This is a genomic window from Serratia sp. MYb239 (assembly GCF_002966855.1).
GTDB lineage: Bacteria > Pseudomonadota > Gammaproteobacteria > Enterobacterales > Enterobacteriaceae > Serratia_B > Serratia_B rhizosphaerae.
This window is the reverse complement of record NZ_CP023268.1, coordinates 2,224,708-2,246,217: the sequence shown is the minus strand read 5'-3', so window position 1 is coordinate 2,246,217 and position 21,510 is coordinate 2,224,708. Positions and strand designations below refer to the sequence as shown.

The window sequence follows — 21,510 nt, the reverse complement described above, 5'->3', positions numbered from 1 at the left end:
CGACAGTGGCCGGCGCACGCCGTCAGGGAACGTCATACCCCAGCGCCGCCTTGCGGATGCGGAACCACTGCTCGCGGCTCATCGTCAGCTCCAGCGCCCGCAACGCCGATGTGACGCGTTCGATTTTACCCGAACCAATAATCGGCAGCGGCGCGGACGGCAGACGCATCACCCAGGCGTAAACCACCTGTTCAATCGTGTCGGCGCCGATCTCCTGCGCCACACTGTGCAGTTCGTTGCGCAACGGCTGGCTCTCCGCGCCGCTGAACAGCCGCCCGCCCCCCAGACAGGACCAGGCCATCGGCTTGATACGCAACTGCTGGCACTGGTCGAGCGTGCCATCCAGCAGCACCGGCTGATGTAGCGGCGAGATCTCGACCTGATTGGTGACCAGCGAAAACGGCAGACGGGACTGCAGCAGCGTAAACTGCGCCGGGGTGAAGTTAGACACGCCAAAGTGGCGCACCTTACCGCTTTTGTGCAGATCGACAAAGGCTTCGGCCACCTCGTCGGCGTCCATCAGCGGATCGGGACGGTGAATCAGCAGCAGATCGAGATAGTCGGTATGCAGCTTTTGCAGCGAATGCTCGGCGCTGCTGACGATATGACTGCGGTCGGTGATGTAATGACCGATCGGGTTGCCCGGCTTGGCGGTGGTGGCAATGCCGCATTTGCTCACCAGTTCCAGCCGCTGACGCAGCGCCGGCTGCAGCCGCAGCGCGTCACCAAATGCCTGCTCGCACGCATAGCCGCCATAGATATCCGCGTGGTCGGCGGTGGTGATCCCCAGCTCAAGGTGCTGCTCGATAAACCCCAGCAGCTGTTGCGGCGACATGCCCCACTCCATCAGCCGCCAGTAACCGCAGACCATACGGGAAAATTCCGGCCCCTGCGGCGCCAGTTGAATACGATGACCCATGTTCAGACCTCATAACGGTGTTTTCCCCAGCATACACAAGCCGGCGACGCAGGGAAACGCAGCGCGCGGCGGCCCGTGCGCAGGATCGGAAAATTCATGGGAAAAGTGCTCAGAATAGCGAAGGCTGATCGGGGTTTTGTTCTTCCGCCGCCTTATTGGCGCGCTGCAGACGCAGCAGCCGCTGGCGGCACAGGCGCAGCACGTCGCGCTTTTGCGCATCGCTCATGTTCATCCAGCCGAAGCGCTCCTCGCGGCTGCGCAGGCAGCCACGGCAGTATCCGCGCTCGTCGGCCTGACAAATGCCGCGACACGGGCTGGGAATGTCGAAGAACTCAAGTTGCTGCGGCACACCACCTCCTGACTCGTCCCTTAATTGAAGACGTCATCGGCGTTGATGGCAAGCGACTTTTCCGCCAGACGGCGAAAATAATCGCGTAGATAGCGCAGCGCCTGGCGGGTTTTCTCCGGCATTGCGCGTTCCAGCGTCAGCGCATGCAACCGCAGCGGCGTCGGCCGCCAGGCGGGCAACAGCGCAATCAGCTCGCCGCGCCGCAGTTCATCGCCAATCTCATACAGCGGCTGACCGGAGATGCCAAGCCCCATACGGGTAAAGGCGCGCATCACGTGCATACTGTCGCTGACGATCTGGCCCTGCGCCTGCCGCAGCCTGAAGGTCTCCCCCGAGGCATGGTGCAAATCCAGCGGAAAAGCGGCGTTGTTGCCGCTGATCCAGCGGTGCTGCTGCAGCGCCTGCGGCGTTTCCGGCACGCCGTGCTGGCTCAGATAGCGCGGCGCAGCGCACAATACCATCGGCCACTCGCTCAGAGCGTGCGCGATCATCGAGGTGTCCGCCAGCTGCCGGCTGACCCGCAGCGAAATATCCACCCGCTGCTCAATCATATCCACCACCCGGTCATCCGCCAGCACGCGCAGCGTCAGCTGCGGATGCGCCTGCAACAGCGGCGCCAGCGCCTCGGCCAGCGGCCCGCCGCCGATACCGACGGTGGTGGCGATGCGCAGCTCCCCCACCAGCGTGTCCCGCAATTCCGCCAGCCGCTGCTGCGCCTGTTGCGCCTGCTGCAGCATGGCTTCGCAGCCGGGATAAAACGCCGCGCCGGCCTCGGTCAGCGCCAGTTTGCGCGTGGAGCGGTGCAGCAGCGGCACGCCAAGCGAACTTTCCAACGCGCGCAGGTGCTGGCTGACCGCCGATGACGACATGCCCAGCCGCCGTGCCGCCGCCGCCAGCGATCCTTCGGCCACCACCACGGCAAACACCGCCATTCGATTGAGTTTATCCATCACTATAAAGTTTTACTTAATAAAGAAAGCATCAATATGGCACTAATCAAATCTATTGTTAAGATCTAGAGTATCTGCATCACGCCGGGGCACGACCTCGGCCCCACGGTTGCCTTATCACTTATCAGGAGCAAGCAGATGAAAATTGCCATTATTGGAGCCACCGGTTTTGTAGGCCGTCGCGTAGTGGATGAAGCCCTGTCGCGCGGACTGGACGTCACCGCCATCGCCCGGCAGAAAAAAGATTTACCGGATAACGCCCGCCTGCATATCGCACTCGGCGACGTGGCCGATACCGACTGGCTGACTACGCAGCTGCGCGGGCAGGATGCGGTGATCAGCGCCTTTAACCCCGGCTGGGGGGAAGATAACCTGTATGACAAAACCGTGGCCGGCATGCAGCAAATTCTCAGCGCGGTGAACGCCGCCGGCGTCACGCGTTTTCTGGTAGTCGGCGGCGCCGGCAGCCTGCAGGTCGCGCCCGGCGTAGAACTGGTCGATACGCCGGAATTCCCGGAAAATATTCGCCCCGGCGCTCGCGCGGTGCGTGATTTGCGCAACCAGCTGCTGCAGAACCACAGCCTGGAGTGGACCTATCTGTCTCCGGCCGCCATGCTGGAGCCGGGCAAACGCACCGGCCAATTCCGCCTCGGCACCACCAGCCTGCTGATGGACGGCGATGCGCCGGCGCATATTTCGGTGGAAGACCTGGCGGTGGCGATCGTCGACGAAATCGAAAAACCGCAGTTTATCCGGGCGCAGTTTACCGCCGCCTACTGATATCGCCAGCCCGGCCGCTCCGCGCGGCCGGCATGCCTCTAAGGTTATCTTAAGTTTCACCCGCTAGATTGCCCTGCATGACTTTCTACAGGATGACAATGCGGCAATGCGGTTACTACCAAAATTTTCATGCGGCAGCCTGAGCTTTATCCTAGGCTGCGCGCTGTTCTTTACGCTATTTCAAAATGCGCTGTTTTTGCATACGGCGTGGTCATATATCCGTTTCGGCAGTTTCAACAACCTGCTGTTCGCCGCCACCATGCCGGTGGTGATCTTCTGCGCGCTGAACATCATTTTCAGCATGCTGACCATCCCCTATCTGCGCAAACCGTTAATGATTGTTTTCCTGCTGGGCAGCGCTGCGGCCAACTACTTTATGTATAGCTATGGCGTCGTGATCGACGGCGATATGATGCAAAGTGCCGTTGAAACCAATGCGCAGGAGATCGGCGCGCTGCTGACGCCGCAAATGGGGCTGTGGCTGCTGCTGCTTGGCGTGCTGCCGGCAGCGGCGGTGTCTATCGTCAGGATTCGCCAGACCCGCCCGTGGTGGTACACGCTCGGCCTGCGCGCCGCCAACGTGATGCTGTCGCTGGTGGTGATTCTGCTGATCGCCGCATTATTCTATAAAGACTACGCGTCGCTGATTCGCAACAACAAAAGCGTGGTGAAAATGCTGACGCCGTCGAATTTTATCGCCGGCGCCATCAAGCTCACCGAACAGCGCGAACTCACCCGCAGCCTGCCTCTGGTGAAAATCGGCGAGGACGCCCATAAGGGGCCGTTGCTCCGCGCCGAGCAGAAAAAGACGCTGGTGATACTGGTGGTCGGCGAAACCGCGCGCGCGGAAAACTTCTCGCTGGGCGGCTACGGGCGCGTCACCAACCCGCGCCTGCAACAGGACAGCGTGATCTATTTTAAAAACGCCGCCTCCTGCGGTACCGAAACCGCGGTATCGGTCCCCTGTATGTTTTCGAATATGACGCGCAGCAGGTATAACTCCACCCTGGCCGAGCATCAGGAGGGACTGATGGACGTTTTGGCCCATGCCGGAATCAACGTGCTGTGGCGCGATAACGATAACGGCTGTAAAGGCGCCTGTGACCGGATCCCTCACGTCGATATGACCAAACTGCAACTGCCGCAGGATTGTGAAGGTGACGTCTGTATGGACAGTGTGCTGCTGTATCACCTGCGGGACTATATTGATAGCCTGAAAGACGACGGCGTGATTGTGCTGCACCAGATGGGCAGCCACGGCCCGGCCTACTACCGCCGCAGCACGCCTGAGTTCCGCCGTTTTACCCCGACCTGCGACAGCAATCAGATCCAGGACTGTAGCCACCAGCAACTGATCAATACCTATGACAATTCGCTGCTGTACAGCGACGCCATGCTCGACAGCACCATCAAACTGCTGCAGCAGTACAGCGACCGTTTCAATACCGCGCTGGTATACCTGTCGGATCACGGCGAATCGTTAGGGGAAAATGGTATGTACCTGCACGGCACGCCGTATCTGTTCGCACCGAGCCAACAGACGCACGTACCGTTCCTGATGTGGATGTCGGCAGACTATCAGCGCAGCTTCGGCATTAACCGCCAGTGCCTGCAAAATATCGCGCAGCGGGATGCCGTCTCGCAGGATAATCTGTTCCATACCCTGCTTGGCATGCTGAACGTGCAGACCCGGCAGTATCAGTCTCAATTGGATATTCTGCAGCGCTGCCGCAGCGACAGCGCTTAACTTCCCTGCGCCGCTGAGGCACAATACTCACCATCATGGCCGGCGCCTCAGCGTCGGTTTTTTTCTTTCCCTCTTGATCTAGACCAACTGGTCTATTATGCTCAGCCTCATGACGACGAAACATACGCATTGCAACACAGATACACGCGAACACCTGCTCGCCACCGGCGAGTCACTCAGCCTGCGCCTGGGGTTTACCGGCATGGGCCTGAGCGAACTGCTGGCTACCGCCGGGGTGCCCAAGGGCTCGTTTTATCACTACTTCCGCTCGAAGGAAGCCTTCGGCGAAGCCATGCTGCAACGCTATTTCGCGCATTATGACGTCGCCATGCTGGCGTTGTTCAACGACAGTGGCAGCGATGCCCGGCACCAGTTGCTGAGCTATTATGCGCAGGCCATCAGTTTTCACTGCCGCAGCGAATGTCACAATTCGTGCCTGGCGGTAAAACTGTCCGCCGAGGTCAGCGATCTGTCGGAACCGATGCGTCATGCGCTGGAAACCGGCAGCGCGCAGGTGATCGGCCGGTTGCAGGACGCGATTGAACGCGGTATCCGCGAAGGGTCGCTGGCGATAACCATGAGCCCGGCGGCCACCGCCGAAACGCTGTACGCGCTGTGGCTCGGCGCTTCACTGCGCGCCAAAATTCGTCGTTCGGTTGCGCCGCTCACCAGCGCGCTGGAAAGTATTGAACTGCTGCTGCGCCCTGCGCAGCCTTAAGCCCCTCCCCTGGGATGCCAAGATCCGACATCACAGGGGTTTTATTTAATGTATCACTAGTCGACCGGTCTATTCAGGATGGATGCTTTATGAAAATTGAAAAACTATTTACCCCGCTGAAGGTTGGCGCCGCCACATTGCCCAACCGCGTATTTATGGCGCCGCTGACGCGCCTGCGCAGCATTGAACCGGGCGATATCCCGACGCCGCTGATGACAGAGTACTACGCCCAGCGAGCCAGCGCCGGTTTGCTGATCACCGAAGCGACGCAAATTTCCTTCCAGGCTAAGGGTTACGCCGGCGCGCCGGGGCTGCATACGCCGGAACAAATTGCCGCGTGGAAAGAAATCACCCGGGCGGTGCATGAGAAAAACGGCCATATCGCCGTACAGCTATGGCACGTAGGCCGCATCTCTCATACCAGCCTGCAGCCGGGCCAGCAGGCGCCGGTCGCCCCGTCCGCCATCAACGCCGACACCCGCACCACCGTGCGCGATGAAACCGGCGCCTGGGTACGCGTGCCGACCTCTACGCCGCGCGCGTTGGAAACGGCGGAAATTCCCGGCATCATCAATGATTTCCGCCAGGCAACCGCCAATGCGCGCGAAGCCGGCTTTGATTACATTGAGCTGCACGCCGCACACGGCTACCTGCTGCACCAATTTATGTCGCCGGCTTCCAACCAGCGCAGCGACCAGTATGGCGGCAGCATCGAAAACCGCACGCGTCTGACGCTGGAAGTGGTCGACGCCAGCATCCAGGAATGGGGCGCCGAGCACGTCGGTATCCGTATTTCACCGCTCGGCCCGTTCAACGGCCTGGATAACGGTGAAGATCAGGAAGAAGCGGCGCTGTACCTGGTGGAAGAGCTGAATAAGCGCAACATCGCGTTCCTGCATATTTCCGAACCGGACTGGGCCGGCGGCAAGCCTTACTCTGACGCCTTCCGCGATGCGGTGCGCGCGCGCTTTAGCGGCGTTATCGTCGGCGCCGGCGCCTATACGGCGGAAAAGGCCGAAACGCTGATCGAAAAAGGCTATATCGACGCCGTGGCCTTTGGCCGCAGCTATATTGCCAACCCGGATCTGGTCGAACGTCTGCAGCAAGGCGCAGAGCTCAACGAACCGCAGCCGGAAAGCTTCTACGGCGGCGGCGCTCAGGGCTATACCGACTACCCGTTCCTGGCGAAGTAACCCCCGCGTTTACGCTACGGGCCGGCCCTGCGCCGGCCTTTGGTGTTTTATTGGCCGGCGCGGTTTTTGTTACACCGTCACCTAGAGGCATCCGCCGCCGCGCCATTTGAATTCCCTTCTGCGACAACGCTATACTGAACGACGTTTCAATAACTCAGCCGTTAACGACGGCAAACACCTGCAATTAGAGGAAATTATGCGCCTACTCCATACCATGCTCCGCGTCGGTGACCTGCAACGCTCTATCGACTTCTACACCAAGGTATTAGGCATGCGCTTGCTGCGTACCAGTGAAAACCCAGAATATAAATACTCGCTGGCATTCGTTGGCTATACCGAAGAGAGCGAAGGTGCGGTCATTGAACTGACCTATAACTGGGGCGTTGACAGCTACGAGATGGGCAGCGCCTTCGGCCATCTGGCGCTGGGCGTCGACGACGTCGCCGCCACCTGCGACGCCATCCGTCAGGCCGGCGGCAACGTCACCCGCGAAGCCGGCCCGGTCAAAGGCGGCACCACGGTGATCGCGTTTGTGGAAGATCCAGACGGCTATAAAATCGAGCTGATCGAGAATAAACACGCCGGCCACGGCCTCGGCAACTAAGTTTCCGTCGGGCGCGTTCTGCGCCCGTTTTATTATCCGCATGATAACCGCCTGCACGCCGCGGCAAAATTTGCCATAATGCGCGCTGCATTCGATGAAGATAAGAAACTGATGGCCGATAAAAGTGATCTTAACGCCCTGAGTGGTCGTTTTCGTGGGTTTTATCCCGTAGTAATAGATGTAGAAACCGCCGGCTTTAACGCCCAGAGCGACGCGCTGCTGGAAATTGCCGCCGTTACGCTGAAAATGGATGAGGACGGCTGGCTGCAGCAGGATGAAACTCTGCATTTCCACGTTGAGCCTTTTGAAGGCGCAAATCTGCAGCCGGAAGCCCTGGCATTTAACGGTATCGACCCGCACAATCCGCTGCGCGGCGCGGTGAGTGAATATGACGCGCTGCACGCCATTTTCAAGGCGGTGCGCAAAGGCCTGAAAGAGCAAGGCTGCAACCGGGCGATTATCGTGGCGCACAACGCCAACTTCGACCACAGTTTCCTGATGGCGGCCGCAGAACGCGCCGGCCTGAAGCGTAATCCTTTCCACCCGTTCGCCACCTTTGATACCGCCGCGCTCAGCGGTCTGGTGCTGGGGCAAACCGTGCTGGCCAAAGCCTGCATCGCCGCCGGCATGACCTTCGACAGCAGCCAGGCGCACTCCGCGCTGTACGATACCGAGCAGACCGCCCTGCTGTTCTGCGAGCTGGTTAACCGCTGGAAACGGCTCGGCGGATGGCCGCTGGCGATCGGCGCCGCCGGCGACGACGAGTAATACAAAAAATGGGCGCAGCGGTATACACCGACTGCGCCCATTATCCTTCCGCTGAAAACCGTCGTTACGACTGCTGGTCTTCCTGCTTGTACTTTTCCGCCGTCTCTTTGATCAGCGACTGCAGTTCGCCGCGCTGATACATTTCGATGATGATATCGCAACCGCCGACCAGTTCGCCGTCAACCCACAGCTGTGGGAACGTCGGCCAGTTGGCGTATTTCGGCAGCTCGGCGCGAATGTCCGGGTTCTGCAGAATATCCACGTAGGCAAAACGCTCGCCACAGGCGGACAGCGCCTGTACGGCCTGCGCGGAGAAGCCGCAGTTCGGCAGCTTCGGTGAGCCTTTCATGTACAGCAGAATCGGGTTTTCTGCGATTTGTTGCTGAATTCTTTCAATCGTCGTCATCATTGCTTCCTCAAGCCATCGGATGGCTACAACATGCGTTACACCGGGCTATTGTAGCGGCTGCGGCCGTTGCAAAAAAACGCCATCTTTTGCAAGGACATTCCGCCCGCCGAACCAGCGGCGCCGGCAACGCCCTTACGCGCTAAACATGCTCTCAGAATAACATTTTTAATCTGACCATTTCACTAATATATTTTCAGCAGCGCCCTGCTGCGAAATATTAACCTGCGCGGTCAAAGCGGCGTTTTTTTCTCCGCCCGGCGATTAAATTTCAGCCAGGTGAAATCTTATTAACGTTTTCTCACAATATGGATTACGCTTTATTAAGTTCCGCGCTGTTTTATATCGCGGATTTGGGGAATACTGTGTTTAATTCAATCTCTGACTCGGGACCAAGGTTGGTAACGTCGACATGCGTCTAATAGTTACGCTTTTTGTGCTGCTGTTTACCCAGCTGTTCTTCAATCTGGCGCACGCTGCGCCACAGTCGCGCGTTGCCGCTGAGCCGCGTAAAAGCCACGTCAGCGATGCGCGCCCGGACGAGCGTCGAAAAAAGAAAACGCTGAAGAGCAGTAAAAAAGCCCGCACCGCCACGGCGCCAAAAACCACCAAGGTAAAAGCGCATAAAAGCACGACGATTAAAACCGCCAAAAAAACGACCCGCATTAAATCTACGCGTAAAGTGACGCACCTGGCGAAAAATAAAGTCACCCCGCCGAAGAAAGGTTATAAAAAAGGCTACGGTCGTCACCGCACCCACGGCCTGGCAACCAGCAAACTGCTGAGCGACGATAAACCGCTCAAGCTCAGCGCGGCGCATAAAAAGCGCTATCAGCGGGCGAAGCAAACCGCAATGACCAAGCTGATGAATCAAATGGGCAAGCCCTATCGCTGGGGTGGCGCCTCGCCGCGTACCGGCTTTGACTGCAGCGGTTTAATTTATTACGCCTATAAAGACGTGATGAAAATTAAAATGCCGCGTACGGCGAATGAGATGTATCACCTGCGTGATGCCGCGCCGATTAAGAAAAGCGAATTGCAAAAAGGCGACCTGGTATTCTTCCGCATTAATAACCGCGGCGTGGCCGACCACGTTGGCGTTTACCTCGGCGACGGCAAGTTTATTCAGTCGCCGCGTACCGGCAAAGATATCCGCATCAGTCAGCTGGACAATAACTACTGGCAAAACCATTACATCGGCGCCCGCCGCGTGATGACGCCGAAAACCGTTCGCTAATCCGCATGGCTGAGCTTGCCTCAGCCATTCCCCCGTTCCCGCCATTGCCGACGCTTTAAGCAGTTGAACGCTCCGCACGTTTTAAACCTTCCCTTCCCTTTGAAAGTGGTTAGAATTAATAACCTTAAAAAAAACATAACAACTCGATGCCCGAATATGCCCTAAATATGCTGTATGACGGGTATAAATAGCGCGGCTTCGTCTGGGGGACCACCCGAACGATCGCATCCCACAGGCGGCCATGGGCATTTTAGCGCTGTATCAATAAGGAGAAAGCAATGTCGTTTGAATTACCTGCATTACCGTACGCAAAAGACGCTCTCGAACCGCACATTTCCGCTGAAACGCTGGAATACCACTACGGCAAGCACCACAACACCTACGTGGTGAACCTGAACAACCTGGTGAAAGGCAGCGAGTTCGAAGGTAAAACCCTGGAAGAGATCGTGAAAACCTCTACCGGCGGCGTATTCAACAACGCGGCGCAGGTGTGGAACCACACCTTCTACTGGCACTGCCTGTCACCTCAGGGCGGCGGCGAACCAACCGGCGCGGTGGCGGACGCCATCAATCAGGCTTTCGGGTCTTTCGCCGCGTTTAAAGAAGCGTTCACCAAATCCGCTGTCGGCAACTTCGGCGCAGGCTGGACCTGGCTGGTGAAAAAAGCAGACGGCTCACTGGCGATCGTCAACACCTCCAACGCAGCTACCCCGCTGACCGGTGAAGACAAACCGCTGCTGACCGTGGACGTGTGGGAACACGCTTACTACATTGATTACCGCAATGCGCGTCCTAACTACCTGGAAAACTTCTGGGCGTTGGTAAACTGGGCGTTCGTGGCGGAAAATCTGGCATAAGCGCCGGTTCACCCGCAAACAGAAAAGGCGCAGTAATTACTGCGCCTTTTTATATTTCGCAGAACAATCAGTTCAGCGCGGCGGTAAAGCTAAAGGCGATAATCATCACCAACGCACATACGGTGGTGAACAATGACAATTTCAACTCGGTTTCCATCAGAAACTCCCTTATCTGTTTCGCGACGCCAGCATAAAGCCCCCAGCGTTAATGGGTCAAATGATTTTCCCACAGTTCGCGGCCATTCCCAATTGATTTTGCGCAACGCCCGATCGTGTTGCGGCAAAAAAGAGGCCAATATAAAAATATTGCCCGCTTTCCTGGCGGATAATACCGATTTCCTCTTCCACTTTTGCGCAATATACGCCAAAATTCGCAGTTCACTGCTGCGTACCGGCCAATAAGCCCCTCCAAACCAAGCAAGCGGCTTACGACTTCCAAACTAAAAACTACGTTTTCGAGATTTTGGAGAAGGATCTGCGCAGGCAAACGATTAACAACATGCTTACATACTGCAAACATGTGAGTTCAGGAGTCATCTTTACATGGCAACGATTAAAGATGTGGCCAAACGCGCGGGCGTTTCCACCACCACCGTTTCGCACGTCATCAATAAGACCCGTTTCGTCGCCGAAGAGACTAAAGCGGCGGTCTGGGCCGCCATTAAAGAGCTGCACTATTCACCCAGCGCGGTTGCGCGCAGCCTGAAGGTCAACCACACCAAATCCATTGGCCTGCTGGCGACTTCCAGCGAGGCCCCCTATTTTGCCGAAGTGATTGAGGCAGTGGAAAACAGCTGCTACAGCAAAGGCTACACCCTGATTCTGTGCAACTCGCACAACAATCTGGACAAGCAGCGCGCCTATCTGGCGATGCTGGCGCAAAAACGCGTCGATGGCCTGCTGGTGATGTGTTCCGAATACCCCGATCAGTTGCTCGGCATGCTGGAAGACCACCGTAATATTCCGATGGTGGTGATGGACTGGGGCGTGGCGCGCAGCGACTTTACCGACACCATTATCGATAACGCCTTCGAAGGCGGCTATCTGGCGGGTCGCTATCTGATCGAGCGCGGCCACCGTGAGATCGGCGCCATTCCCGGCCAGCTGTCACGCAACACCGGCGGCGGCCGCCATCAGGGTTTCCTGAAGGCTCTGCAGGAGGCCAATGTCGAGTTGCGCAACGAGTGGATCGTCCAGGGCGACTTCGAGCCGGAGTCCGGCTATAAGGCAATGCACCAGATCCTGTCGCAAAAACATCGCCCGACGGCGGTGTTCTGCGGCGGCGATATTATGGCGATGGGCGCCATTTGCGCCGCGGACGAGCTGGGCCTGCGCGTACCGCAGGATATTTCAGTGATCGGCTATGATAACGTGCGCAACGCGCGCTACTTCACCCCGGCCCTGACCACGGTGCACCAGCCGAAAGAGCGCCTGGGCGAAATGGCCTTCACCATGCTGCTGGACCGTATTATCAGCAAACGCGAGGAGTCGCAGGTGATCGAAGTCCATCCTAAACTGATCGAACGGCGCTCCGTGGCCGACGGTCCCTTTATCGATTACCGCCGCTAATTGCGACTGGCCGGTGCGCTTACTCCCGCACCGGCCCCGCTTCCTCTGCTTCGCTCAGCCACTCCTGATTCAACGTTTCGCTGTCCCCCAGATAATCCAGCAGCCAGGCGATGGCCGGCGACTGATTAGGTTGCTGCCAGGTCAGACAGCAGGCGCTGGGCGGAAACGGCTCGTGCAGCTGCAGTACCGCCAGCTCGCCGCGCGCCACCAGCGGCAACACCCGGTGCGCCGGCGCCATGCCGACGCATAGACCGCCACGCAGGCAATCCACCGCCGATACCCAGTCCGGCACCACCAGGCGGCGCTGGTTGTCCAGCGACCAGGTAACACGCTTGGGCAGATTGCGCGATGTATCCTCCAGCAACAGCGCCGGATAGGGGCGCAGCTGTTCATCACTGAGCGCGCCGTTCAGCCCGGCCAGCGGATGATCGGCGCTGACCACGCACAGCCAGTTCATAAAGCCCATATCGCGAAAGGCGAACCCGCCGCCGGCGGGCACCGCGCGCGTGGCGCCGATGGCCATTTCGGCGCGGCCATCCACCAGCGCATCCCATACGCCGTTGAACACTTCCGGCTGCAGCAGCAGCTCAACGTCCGGAAAGTGGCGATAAAAATCCAGTACCAGCTGCCGACAGCGCTGCGGCTTGACGATCAGATCGACGGCGATCTTCACCTGCCCGCGCCAGCCGTTGGCGACCTGCTGGCACTGACGTCGCGTGTCGAGCATTTTTTTGATGACAGCGCGCGACTCCTGGACAAACAGCGCCCCCGCCGGCGTCAGCGTGACGTCGCGATGACGCCGCTCAAACAGCGGCACCGCCAGCCACTGCTCCAGCTGACGCACGGTATAGCTGACCGCGGAAGGAACGCGGTGCAGCTCCTGCGCCGCCGCGCTGAAGCTGCCGGTACGCGCTACCGCATCGACCACATCCAGTGAATATTCAGACCACATACGTTTGCCTGCAAAAATTTTCAAACCAGTATGCAAATATTACCGTTTCACAACCAGAGATCCAGCCGGATACACTGCGCGGCGTGAAAACCTGCATCACAAATAACGATTGAGAACCACTATGCGAAACTTTGGATTTATGTTTTATCTGGCCGGCCTGAGTATGCTCGGCTTTCTGGCCACGGATATGTACCTGCCGGCCTTCGGCATGATGCAAAAAGATCTGCAAATCTCCCCCGGCGCCATTAGCGCCAGCCTGAGCATCTTCCTGGCCGGCTTTGCCTTTGCGCAACTGCTGTGGGGACCGCTGTCCGATCGACTGGGACGCAAGCCGGTGCTGCTGATCGGTCTGGCGCTGTTTGGATTGGGCTGCCTTGGCATGATGTGGGCGGACAACGCGCAGCAGCTGTGGACGCTGCGCTTTATACAGGCGGTCGGCGTCTGTGCCGCCGCCGTAACCTGGCAGGCCATCGTGATCGACCGCTACCCGGGCAGCCGCGCCAACCAGGTGTTCGCCACCATTATGCCGCTGGTCGCCCTCTCGCCGGCGCTGGCGCCGCTGGTCGGCGCCTGGTTGCTGAACCACCTGAACTGGCGCGCCATTTTCGCCGTGCTGCTGGCCATTACGCTGTTGCTGCTGTTGCCGACGCTGCTGCTGCGCGACAAACCGCGTCCGCGAGCCGATGAAGGCGCTGCGCCTGGCATCGGTTTCCTGCAGTTGCTGAAATCGCCGCTGTACAGCGGCAACGTGCTGGTGTACGCCGCCTGCTCAGCCGGTTTCTTCGCCTGGCTGACCGGCTCGCCGTTTATTCTGGGCAATATGGGCTACAGCCCGAACGATATCGGCCTGAGCTATGTGCCGCAGACGCTGGCGTTTCTGCTCGGGGGGTTCGGCTGCCGCGCCGCATTGAACCGTACGAACGGCAATACGCTGCTGCCGTGGTTGCTCCTCATGTATGCCGTCAGCATGGTGGCGCTGTATCTGGTCGCCACCCTGACCACGCCGACGCTGACCACACTACTGATCCCATTCTGCCTGATGGCGCTGGTTAACGGCGCTACCTACCCGATCGTGGTGGCAAATGCGCTGACGCCGTTCCCGGAAAGCACCGGCAAAGCGGCGGCGCTGCAAAATACCCTGCAACTGGGCCTGTGTTTTGTCGCCAGTATGCTGGTCTCCGCCTATATCGCCCAGCCGCTGCTGGCGACGGTGACGGTGATGGTCGCCACGGTGGCGCTGGCCGCCGCCGGCTATCTGCTGCAGCGCGGCGACAGCGCACGGCAAAAGAACGCCGAACGCCGTCAGCATGCTAACTCTGCGTCATAATTACCAGTAATAATATTCACTTAAATGACATGTCTGCCGGGTGCGATTTGCGGTTGAGGAAGCGCCCCGGCAGGCCTATACTCAAAAAAGCGCTAAAATAAGATAGTAAAATCTTGTAGTAATCCGTGGCGTTTCGTGGTCGCCAATGGCGTCACTTTTTTATTTTATTGATGAGTTTACCCTGCCAGCCGGTACGGGCTTCTCTTTGAATTTTCCTCTGTTCATGTCGGATATCGGACGCCGCGGTGCAATCCTCCGCAGGTATACGTATGTGCCTACCGAAATTGGCTAAGCTTTTTTTGGTGGCCATAAGTCAGAAGAAAGGTGATGGAGAAACTAATGAGTTCATCGTGTTTAGAAGATCTGAGCATCCAGGACAACCAATGGTATCGTATCGCCCATGAAATGCTCAGCATGGCCGATATAGAAATAAACGGCACCCGACCTTTCGATATTCAGGTAAAGAACCCCGAATTTTTTAAACGCGTGCTGCAGGAAGGCTCTCTCGGGCTGGGTGAAAGTTATATGGATGGCTGGTGGGAGTGCGAGCGGCTGGACTGTTTTTTTCATCGCGTGCTGGCCGCCGGCCTGGAAAGAAAACTCCCCCACCATTTTAAAGATACGCTGCGCATTGCCGCCGCGCGTTTAACCAATCTGCAGTCGAAGAAGCGCGCGTGGATCGTGGGGAAAGAGCATTACGATCTCGGTAATGACTTATTTACCCTGATGCTGGATCCCTATATGCAATATTCCTGCGGCTACTGGAAAAGCGCCGAGACGCTGGAACAGGCGCAGGAAAATAAATTGCGTATGATCTGCGACAAGCTGCAATTACAGCCGGGCATGCGCCTGCTGGATATCGGTTGCGGCTGGGGCGGACTGTCAGCGTTTGCGGCAAAAAATTACGGCGTCTCGGTGGTGGGCGTGACTATCTCCGCAGAACAGCAGAAGCTGGCGCAAGCGCGCTGCGCCGGGCTGGACGTCGATATTCAACTGCAGGATTACCGCGATCTGCATCAGCAGTTTGACCGCATCGTCTCGGTCGGCATGTTTGAACACGTCGGGCCGAAAAACTACCGCACCTATTTCGACGTGGTGGAGCGCAATTTAAAACCCGACGGTTTATTCCTGCTGCACACCATCGGTTCAAACAGAACCGATATGAATGTCGATCCGTGGATTAATAAATATATCTTCCCGAACGGCTGCCTGCCCTCGGTGGCGCATATTGCCCAGACCAGCGAAGGCCATTTCGTGATGGAAGACTGGCATAATTTCGGCGCCGACTACGATCGCACCCTGATGGCCTGGTATGAACGCTTTAAACAGGCGTGGCCGCAGCTGGCCGAGCGCTATTCCGAGCGTTTCGAGCGGATGTTCAGCTACTACCTCAACGCCTGCGCCGGCGCCTTCCGTTCGCGCGATATTCAGCTGTGGCAGGTGCTGTTCAGCCCGAAAGGCGTTGAAGGCGGCATACGCGTACCGCGTTGAGTTTCATGCGTTCGCAATAAAAAACCCCGGCATTCAGTCCCGGGGTTTTTATTATCTGGCCACGATCAGCCGCAGTAAACGCGTGTGATTTTATCGTCCCGATCGCCGAGGAAGTTCAGGCGGGTCAGGTTGAAGTCCATGGTGACCGCAGAATTATAAGGAATGGTGCGCACCTGACGGGCGTCGATCTGCACGCCATCCAGTGAAGAGAGCGGCTTGCCCACGTAGTTTTGATACTGCGACGCGCCGCAGGTGTCATCCGCATCGACCGACGACGCAGAGGCGCCGTTCTCTGACGTACTGCTACAGGCAGCCAGCGTCATCAGCGCCGCCAACATCAATGTTTTCCGATAAAACTTCACGTTTAGCTCCTCTTTTTTGCCTTCAAACAGATCGTGCCCGTTCAGGGTTTCGGCGTCGGATCCGCAATCTGCGCCGTCGCCGCTTCACGGCTGGCCAATACGCGCTCGACGGTATCCACTACCGCCTGCGTTTGCGGATCGATTTCAATATTGACCTTGTCGCCCAGACGTTTTTTACCCAGCGTCGTGCGCTCCAGCGTTTCCGGGATCAGATGCACGCAGAAACGGTTGTTCACCACTTCGCCGATGGTCAGGCTGATGCCGTCAATACCGACAAACCCCTTATGCAGCACATACTTCATCAGATCGGCATTCGGCATACGCAGCCAGACCTGACGGTTGTTTTCCGAGGTGAATATCTTGGCGATTTCCGCAGTGCAGATAATATGGCCGGACATCAGATGGCCGCCGATTTCATCGTTAAATTTCGCCGCCCTTTCCACATTGACCTTGTCGCCGACCGTCAGACTGCCCAGGTTGGTCAGCCGCAGGGTCTCTTTAATCAGATCAAAACTGACGCGGTTGCCCTCCACCGCCGTAACGGTCAGGCAGCAGCCGTTATGCGCCACCGAAGCGCCCAGTTCCAGACCGGGCAGCAGCTCATCGGGCATTTCAATCACGTGGGTACGGAAATTGGGTTTTTCTTCTACTGCAACCAGCGGCGCAATGCCTTGTACGATACCGGTAAACATGGGTGCCTCTTTCTGAAAATAGATATACAGCGCTGGTAGGCAGTGTGCCCCAGATGGCGGAGAAAACCAAATCCGCAGCGGTAAAAATTCGTTGTCTGCGCACGAAATAAACCCGTTTTCCCATCGCCGCCGGCTATCCTGCATTAAACAACGCCAGTGGCTTAAATAAGTCCGAACGGTTACACTACGCTGGTTATCATTCCGCGATTAAATTGCTGTCCATTCGTGACAGCCGTTCTTTCATTGCTTAATACTCAAAAAGGTGTAATGCGTGCAGAAGTACCTTATTGAAGCGCGTAGTTTATTAGCCCTCGCTATTCCGGTCATTATCGCGCAAATCGCCCAGACGGCGATGGGCGTGGTGGATACCATTATGGCGGGTGCATACAGCGCCACGGACATGGCTGCAGTTGCAGTCGGCACATCCATCTGGCTACCGGCTATCCTGTTCGGCCACGGCCTGCTATTGGCGTTAACGCCGGTTATCGCCCAGCTTAACGGCTCCGGCCGCCGCGACCGCATCGCGCATCAAATCAGTCAGGGCTTCTGGCTGGCGAGCGGTGTTTCGTTGCTGATTATCGCCGTGCTGTATAACAGCAAATATATGATCGACATGATGCACAATGTCGATCCGCAACTGGCGGAAAAAGCCGTCGGCTACCTGCACGCCATTATGTGGGGCGCGCCGGGCTATTTATTCTTCCAGGTAATGCGTAACCAGTGTGAAGGATTATCCAAAACCAAACCGGGGATGGTGATCGGCTTTATTGGTCTGCTGGTGAATATTCCCATTAACTATATTTTCATTTACGGCAAATTCGGCATGCCGGAACTGGGTGGCGTCGGTTGCGGCGTTGCTACCGGCAGCGTCTATTGGGTGATGTTCCTGCTGATGCGCTGGTACGTGCGCCGCGCGCCGTCGCAGCGCGACATCAAACCAGAGCGCGCCTGGCCGCCGGTCGACTGGGCCACGCAGCGACGTCTGGTCGGCATCGGCCTGCCGGTCGCCCTGGCGCTGTTCTTTGAAGTGACGCTGTTCGCCGTGGTGGCGCTGCTGGTGTCGCCGCTCGGCATCGTCGCCGTCGCCGGCCACCAGATCGCCCTGAACTTCAGCTCACTGATGTTCGTGCTGCCGCTGTCGCTCGGCGTCGGTTCCACCATCCGCGTCGGCCACCGGCTGGGGGAAAGCAACGTCGACGGCGCGCGCGTCGCAGCCTACAGCGCCATTGGCGTCGGTATTGCCATGGCCTGCGGCACCGCGCTGTTTACCGCCCTGCTGCGCGAGCCGATCGCGCTGCTGTATAACGACACGCCGGCGGTGGTCGCCATGGCTTCGCACCTGATGCTGCTGGCCGCTGTCTACCAGATTTCAGACTCCATTCAGGTGATCGGCAGCGGCGTACTGCGCGGTTACAAAGATACGCGTTCGATCTTCTTCATCACCTTTATCGCTTACTGGGTGCTGGGGCTGCCGAGCGGCTATCTGCTAGCGCTGACCGACTACATCGTGCCGGCGATGGGGCCGAGCGGCTTCTGGATCGGCTTTATTATCGGCCTGACCTTCGCCGCCATCATGATGGTGCTGCGCATGCGCTGGCTGCAGCGTCAGCCCGCCGCGCTGATTTTGCAGCGTTCCACCCGCTGATTTTTCCGCCGGCTCCCCGCGGGCCGGCGACTTCCCACGCTGAATTTGCGGAAAAAACCGCCTCACTGCGCATAAGCGCAGCAGTCGCGCGAAATAGCGGATAAAATTACGTTTTTCCCCTTGCCAGCAGGCAGGTTGCTCGTTAATATTCGTCCCCGCTGTCAGCCATGACAGACAGGAAAATGATGCGTCCGTAGCTCAGTTGGTTAGAGCACCACCTTGACATGGTGGGGGTCGGTGGTTCGAGTCCACTCGGACGCACCAAATTCCTACAGCAGTTCAGTGCGTCCGTAGCTCAGTTGGTTAGAGCACCACCTTGACATGGTGGGGGTCGGTGGTTCGAGTCCACTCGGACGCACCAAATTACTGCAGCAGCTCAGTGCGTCCGTAGCTCAGTTGGTTAGAGCACCACCTTGACATGGTGGGGGTCGGTGGTTCGAGTCCACTCGGACGCACCATTTCATCGCAAGCCGTAATATCCTTCCCTGCACAAATACCTTTTAAATAGCCACTCTCTTTTTCGTATGACGCCAGTTCGGATATACCACACGCCGCCCTCTCGGTTTATCCCTCCTAAACACCGTCACACTCCCATTAATGTTCCACCGCCGCCATATTGATCCTGACGCTGTTGATCATGGCAAACCAGGCAAACAGCGCCGACCCCAGCAGCAGCAACAGACCAAACGCCAAAGGACTCCACCAGCCGAGCGCGTCAAACAACACGCCGCCCACACCTGCGCCCAGAGTAATCGCCCCCTGGATCACCGCCACCATCAGGCCGCCGCCCGTCTCGGCGTCATCGGGCAACGCTTTGCTCAACCACAGTCCCCAGGCCACCGGTGCCGGCGTCGCCACCAGTCCCCAGAGCGCCAACAGCGGCCCGACAAACATAAAAGACGCACCGGTTTCAATCAGCAGGCCGGCAATCAGCGCCATGGCTAACGGGATCGCCACCAGCCAGGCGAACAGACAGCGCTGCAGCAGATGACCAATCATCCAGGTGCCCAGCAGGCCGAAGGCCCCCAACGCCAGCAGCGTCAGAGAAAGCTGATTGACGGAAATCTGCGTCACCTCTTCCAAAAATGGCCGCAAATAGGTAAAGACCGCAAACTGCCCCATAAAGAACAGCATAATACCGGTCATTCCCAGCGCCACCTGCGGGTAACGCAACAGGCGAAACGGATTGGCCGAACCCTGCTGCCGCGACGCAGCGGGCAAATGCGGGATCGCTCGCCACTGCCAGACAAAGGCAACGATCGCCAGCGGCACGACGATAAAAAACGCCCCGCGCCAGCCGATATACTGCCCTAAAAAACTGCCCAGCGGCGCGGCGATGGTCGCCGCCAGCGCATTGCCGCCGTTAATCAGCGCCAGCCCCCTGGCTACCGCATGCACGGGTACCAGACGCATCACGGTCGCCGTGGACATTGACCAGAAGCCGCCGATGGCAACCCCCAGCAGAGCGCGGCCGGTCATAAACATCACGCCATTGGCGGCGAAGGTCACGATCAGTCCGGAAAAAGTCAGCAGCAAGGTGAAGCCGATCAGCACTTTTTTCCGATCGAAGCGGCCGGTCAGCGGAGTATTCAGCAGGCTGGTCAGTACCGCAAACAGGCCGGATACGGAGATGGCCTGCCCCGCCTGGCCCTGACTGATGACGAGATCCCGCGCAATCGGCGTCAGCAGACTGACCGGCATAAATTCGGAGGCGATAAGCACCACCACGCCCAGCGCCATAGAAAATACGGCGCCCCAGGCGGGATGCGGGCTGGCGATACGCGATGTTGAAAAGGTATGAACTGACGGCATGCATTATTCCTGTTTTCTAACGATAGGCAGATCCTAATACGCCGGCAGTGTTATGATTAGAGGGCGTAATCTGTATGTACTTGTGAAAAAATCTCATCAATTTGCAGCGGCAACGGGTTTCCGCCGGCAACCGCCGGACACCATTGATATACCAGTTCAATAATCAGGATCGGCAGCCATGAATGACATCCTCGCTTTTCTTGCGGTGGCTAAAGCGCAAAGTTTTACCCGGGCGGCGAAACAGCTGGGCGTCAGCCCTTCGGCATTAAGCCATACCGTCCGTAACCTTGAAGAACGGTTAGGCGTACGTTTATTAACGCGCACCACCCGTAACGTGGCCCCCACCGAGGCCGGCGAGCGGCTGATGACCTCCACCGGCCCGCTGTTCGAGCAGATAACGGCGGAAATAGATAAAATCGGCGAACTGAGGGATAAGCCCGCCGGCACCATCCGCATCACCTGCTCTGACGATGCGGCGGAACAGATCTTACGCCCCGCGCTGCCGGCATTTCTTGCCAAATACCCGGATATCAACGTTGAAATCTGCATTGATTACGGCTTTACCAATATCGTCGAGCAGCGCTTTGACGCCGGGATCCGGCTGGGCGAGGCGATCAGCCAGGACATGATCGCCGTGCGGCTCGGCCCGGACTGGCGGCTATCGGTAGTCGGCGCGCCATCCTACTTTGCCGCTAGCCCGACGCCGCTGCACCCACGCGATCTGACGGCCCACAACTGCATCAATATCCGTCACTCGCCGGGAGGAAGCCTCTATGCCTGGGAGTTTGAAAAAGACGGCCAGCCATTAACCGTGCGGGTTAAGGGCCAGATGACCGCCAACAGCAATATCCATATTCTCAACGCCGCGTTGGACGGCATCGGGCTGGCCTATCTCCCCGATTTTATGGTGCAGCCTTACCTGGACGACGGGCGGCTGGTTGAGGTGCTGGCCGACTGGAGCCCCTACTTCGCCGGTTTCCACCTGTATTACCCCAACCGGCGCAATGCTTCTCCGGCGTTTTCCGCACTGGTTGAGGCGATCCGCTACCGCCAGCCCTGACAGATGAAAATTGCGTCAAGAGTCAACGCGCCTTGGCCGACGGCGCAAAAACTTTGGCTCCGCCGTACCGAT

The 21,510-nt window shown here is 58.1% G+C and carries 22 protein-coding genes and 3 tRNA genes; 16 read left to right on the top strand and 9 right to left on the bottom strand.

Annotated features, from left to right (window positions below):
* Window positions 1-22 precede the first annotated feature (22 nt).
* The 3 genes from CLM71_RS10820 to CLM71_RS10810 all read right to left on the bottom strand — a co-directional run bounded on the left by CLM71_RS10820 (window position 23) and on the right by CLM71_RS10810 (window position 2,218).
* On the bottom strand, window positions 23-919 hold the full coding sequence (locus tag CLM71_RS10820) for an aldo/keto reductase family oxidoreductase (RefSeq protein ID WP_105231000.1): 897 nt from the start codon (window positions 917-919) through the stop codon (window positions 23-25).
* 109 nt (window positions 920-1,028) lie between these two features.
* Window positions 1,029-1,268, bottom strand: coding sequence for a DUF1289 domain-containing protein (locus CLM71_RS10815; protein ID WP_105230999.1), 240 nt, complete (start codon window positions 1,266-1,268; stop codon window positions 1,029-1,031).
* 20 nt (window positions 1,269-1,288) lie between these two features.
* The gene (locus tag CLM71_RS10810; protein WP_187043158.1) at window positions 1,289-2,218 is read right to left on the bottom strand and encodes a LysR substrate-binding domain-containing protein; all 930 of its coding nucleotides are present in this window, start codon (window positions 2,216-2,218) and stop codon (window positions 1,289-1,291) included.
* A gap of 138 nt (window positions 2,219-2,356) precedes the next feature.
* Between CLM71_RS10810 and CLM71_RS10805 the strand changes: the two genes are divergently transcribed.
* From CLM71_RS10805 to rnt, 6 genes are all read left to right on the top strand, one after another.
* Window positions 2,357-2,998 (top strand): NAD(P)-dependent oxidoreductase, encoded by a 642-nt coding sequence (locus CLM71_RS10805; RefSeq protein ID WP_105230997.1) that lies wholly within the window; start codon window positions 2,357-2,359, stop codon window positions 2,996-2,998.
* Between the two features lie 106 nt (window positions 2,999-3,104).
* Entirely contained in the window at window positions 3,105-4,745 is a 1,641-nt protein-coding gene (eptA, locus tag CLM71_RS10800) for a phosphoethanolamine transferase EptA (RefSeq protein WP_105230996.1), read from the top strand.
* 97 nt (window positions 4,746-4,842) lie between these two features.
* Window positions 4,843-5,463, top strand: coding sequence for a TetR/AcrR family transcriptional regulator (locus CLM71_RS10795; protein WP_105230995.1), 621 nt, complete (start codon window positions 4,843-4,845; stop codon window positions 5,461-5,463).
* A gap of 89 nt (window positions 5,464-5,552) precedes the next feature.
* Window positions 5,553-6,656, top strand: coding sequence for an alkene reductase (locus CLM71_RS10790; protein WP_105230994.1), 1,104 nt, complete (start codon window positions 5,553-5,555; stop codon window positions 6,654-6,656).
* Between the two features lie 196 nt (window positions 6,657-6,852).
* The gene (gloA, locus tag CLM71_RS10785) at window positions 6,853-7,260 is read left to right on the top strand and encodes a lactoylglutathione lyase (RefSeq protein ID WP_105230993.1); all 408 of its coding nucleotides are present in this window, start codon (window positions 6,853-6,855) and stop codon (window positions 7,258-7,260) included.
* 78 nt (window positions 7,261-7,338) lie between these two features.
* Window positions 7,339-8,028: a ribonuclease T gene (rnt, locus tag CLM71_RS10780; protein ID WP_105230992.1), complete on the top strand. Its 690-nt coding sequence runs from the start codon at window positions 7,339-7,341 to the stop codon at window positions 8,026-8,028.
* A gap of 64 nt (window positions 8,029-8,092) precedes the next feature.
* Here rnt and CLM71_RS10775 read toward each other — a convergent pair whose 3' ends face one another.
* Window positions 8,093-8,437, bottom strand: a complete 345-nt coding sequence (locus CLM71_RS10775; protein WP_105230991.1) for a Grx4 family monothiol glutaredoxin — start codon at window positions 8,435-8,437, stop codon at window positions 8,093-8,095.
* A gap of 409 nt (window positions 8,438-8,846) precedes the next feature.
* Between CLM71_RS10775 and CLM71_RS10770 the strand changes: the two genes are divergently transcribed.
* Both CLM71_RS10770 and sodB read left to right on the top strand, forming a co-directional pair.
* Window positions 8,847-9,671 carry a C40 family peptidase gene (locus CLM71_RS10770; protein ID WP_105230990.1) on the top strand — a complete coding sequence of 275 codons (825 nt, stop codon included), beginning with the start codon at window positions 8,847-8,849 and terminating at the stop codon, window positions 9,669-9,671.
* 278 nt (window positions 9,672-9,949) lie between these two features.
* The gene (gene sodB / locus CLM71_RS10765; RefSeq protein WP_105230989.1) at window positions 9,950-10,528 is read left to right on the top strand and encodes a superoxide dismutase [Fe]; all 579 of its coding nucleotides are present in this window, start codon (window positions 9,950-9,952) and stop codon (window positions 10,526-10,528) included.
* A gap of 67 nt (window positions 10,529-10,595) precedes the next feature.
* On the opposite strand, the gene CLM71_RS10760 is transcribed toward sodB, so the two are convergent.
* Window positions 10,596-10,685, bottom strand: a complete 90-nt coding sequence (locus tag CLM71_RS10760; RefSeq protein WP_105230988.1) for a YnhF family membrane protein — start codon at window positions 10,683-10,685, stop codon at window positions 10,596-10,598.
* Between the two features lie 386 nt (window positions 10,686-11,071).
* Between CLM71_RS10760 and purR the strand changes: the two genes are divergently transcribed.
* The gene (purR, locus tag CLM71_RS10755; protein WP_105230987.1) at window positions 11,072-12,097 is read left to right on the top strand and encodes an HTH-type transcriptional repressor PurR; all 1,026 of its coding nucleotides are present in this window, start codon (window positions 11,072-11,074) and stop codon (window positions 12,095-12,097) included.
* Window positions 12,098-12,116: 19 nt separating this feature from the next.
* On the opposite strand, the gene punR is transcribed toward purR, so the two are convergent.
* Complete coding sequence (gene punR / locus CLM71_RS10750) at window positions 12,117-13,049, bottom strand: DNA-binding transcriptional activator PunR (RefSeq protein WP_105230986.1); 933 nt, start codon at window positions 13,047-13,049, stop codon at window positions 12,117-12,119.
* A 121-nt stretch (window positions 13,050-13,170) separates the two neighbouring features.
* Between punR and punC the strand changes: the two genes are divergently transcribed.
* Both punC and cfa read left to right on the top strand, forming a co-directional pair.
* Window positions 13,171-14,376 carry a purine nucleoside transporter PunC gene (gene punC, locus CLM71_RS10745; protein WP_105230985.1) on the top strand — a complete coding sequence of 402 codons (1,206 nt, stop codon included), beginning with the start codon at window positions 13,171-13,173 and terminating at the stop codon, window positions 14,374-14,376.
* A 339-nt stretch (window positions 14,377-14,715) separates the two neighbouring features.
* Complete coding sequence (cfa, locus tag CLM71_RS10740) at window positions 14,716-15,867, top strand: cyclopropane fatty acyl phospholipid synthase (RefSeq protein WP_105230984.1); 1,152 nt, start codon at window positions 14,716-14,718, stop codon at window positions 15,865-15,867.
* A gap of 65 nt (window positions 15,868-15,932) precedes the next feature.
* On the opposite strand, the gene CLM71_RS10735 is transcribed toward cfa, so the two are convergent.
* Window positions 15,933-16,229, bottom strand: a complete 297-nt coding sequence (locus CLM71_RS10735; protein WP_172606282.1) for an I78 family peptidase inhibitor — start codon at window positions 16,227-16,229, stop codon at window positions 15,933-15,935.
* Between the two features lie 41 nt (window positions 16,230-16,270).
* Complete coding sequence (locus CLM71_RS10730; protein ID WP_105230982.1) at window positions 16,271-16,921, bottom strand: riboflavin synthase subunit alpha; 651 nt, start codon at window positions 16,919-16,921, stop codon at window positions 16,271-16,273.
* 271 nt (window positions 16,922-17,192) lie between these two features.
* Here CLM71_RS10730 and CLM71_RS10725 point away from each other — a divergent pair, with 271 nt between their 5' ends.
* From CLM71_RS10725 to CLM71_RS10710, 4 genes are all read left to right on the top strand, one after another.
* On the top strand, window positions 17,193-18,566 hold the full coding sequence (locus CLM71_RS10725) for an MATE family efflux transporter (protein ID WP_105230981.1): 1,374 nt from the start codon (window positions 17,193-17,195) through the stop codon (window positions 18,564-18,566).
* Window positions 18,567-18,753: 187 nt separating this feature from the next.
* Window positions 18,754-18,830 (top strand) — tRNA-Val (locus CLM71_RS10720).
* A gap of 20 nt (window positions 18,831-18,850) precedes the next feature.
* A tRNA-Val gene (locus CLM71_RS10715) sits at window positions 18,851-18,927 on the top strand.
* Between the two features lie 20 nt (window positions 18,928-18,947).
* A tRNA-Val gene (locus CLM71_RS10710) sits at window positions 18,948-19,024 on the top strand.
* A 136-nt stretch (window positions 19,025-19,160) separates the two neighbouring features.
* Here CLM71_RS10710 and CLM71_RS10705 read toward each other — a convergent pair.
* Window positions 19,161-20,378: an MFS transporter gene (locus tag CLM71_RS10705; RefSeq protein WP_199776402.1), complete on the bottom strand. Its 1,218-nt coding sequence runs from the start codon at window positions 20,376-20,378 to the stop codon at window positions 19,161-19,163.
* A gap of 178 nt (window positions 20,379-20,556) precedes the next feature.
* Between CLM71_RS10705 and CLM71_RS10700 the strand changes: the two genes are divergently transcribed.
* The gene (locus tag CLM71_RS10700; RefSeq protein ID WP_105230980.1) at window positions 20,557-21,438 is read left to right on the top strand and encodes a LysR family transcriptional regulator; all 882 of its coding nucleotides are present in this window, start codon (window positions 20,557-20,559) and stop codon (window positions 21,436-21,438) included.
* The last annotated feature ends 72 nt before the right edge of the window (window positions 21,439-21,510 follow it).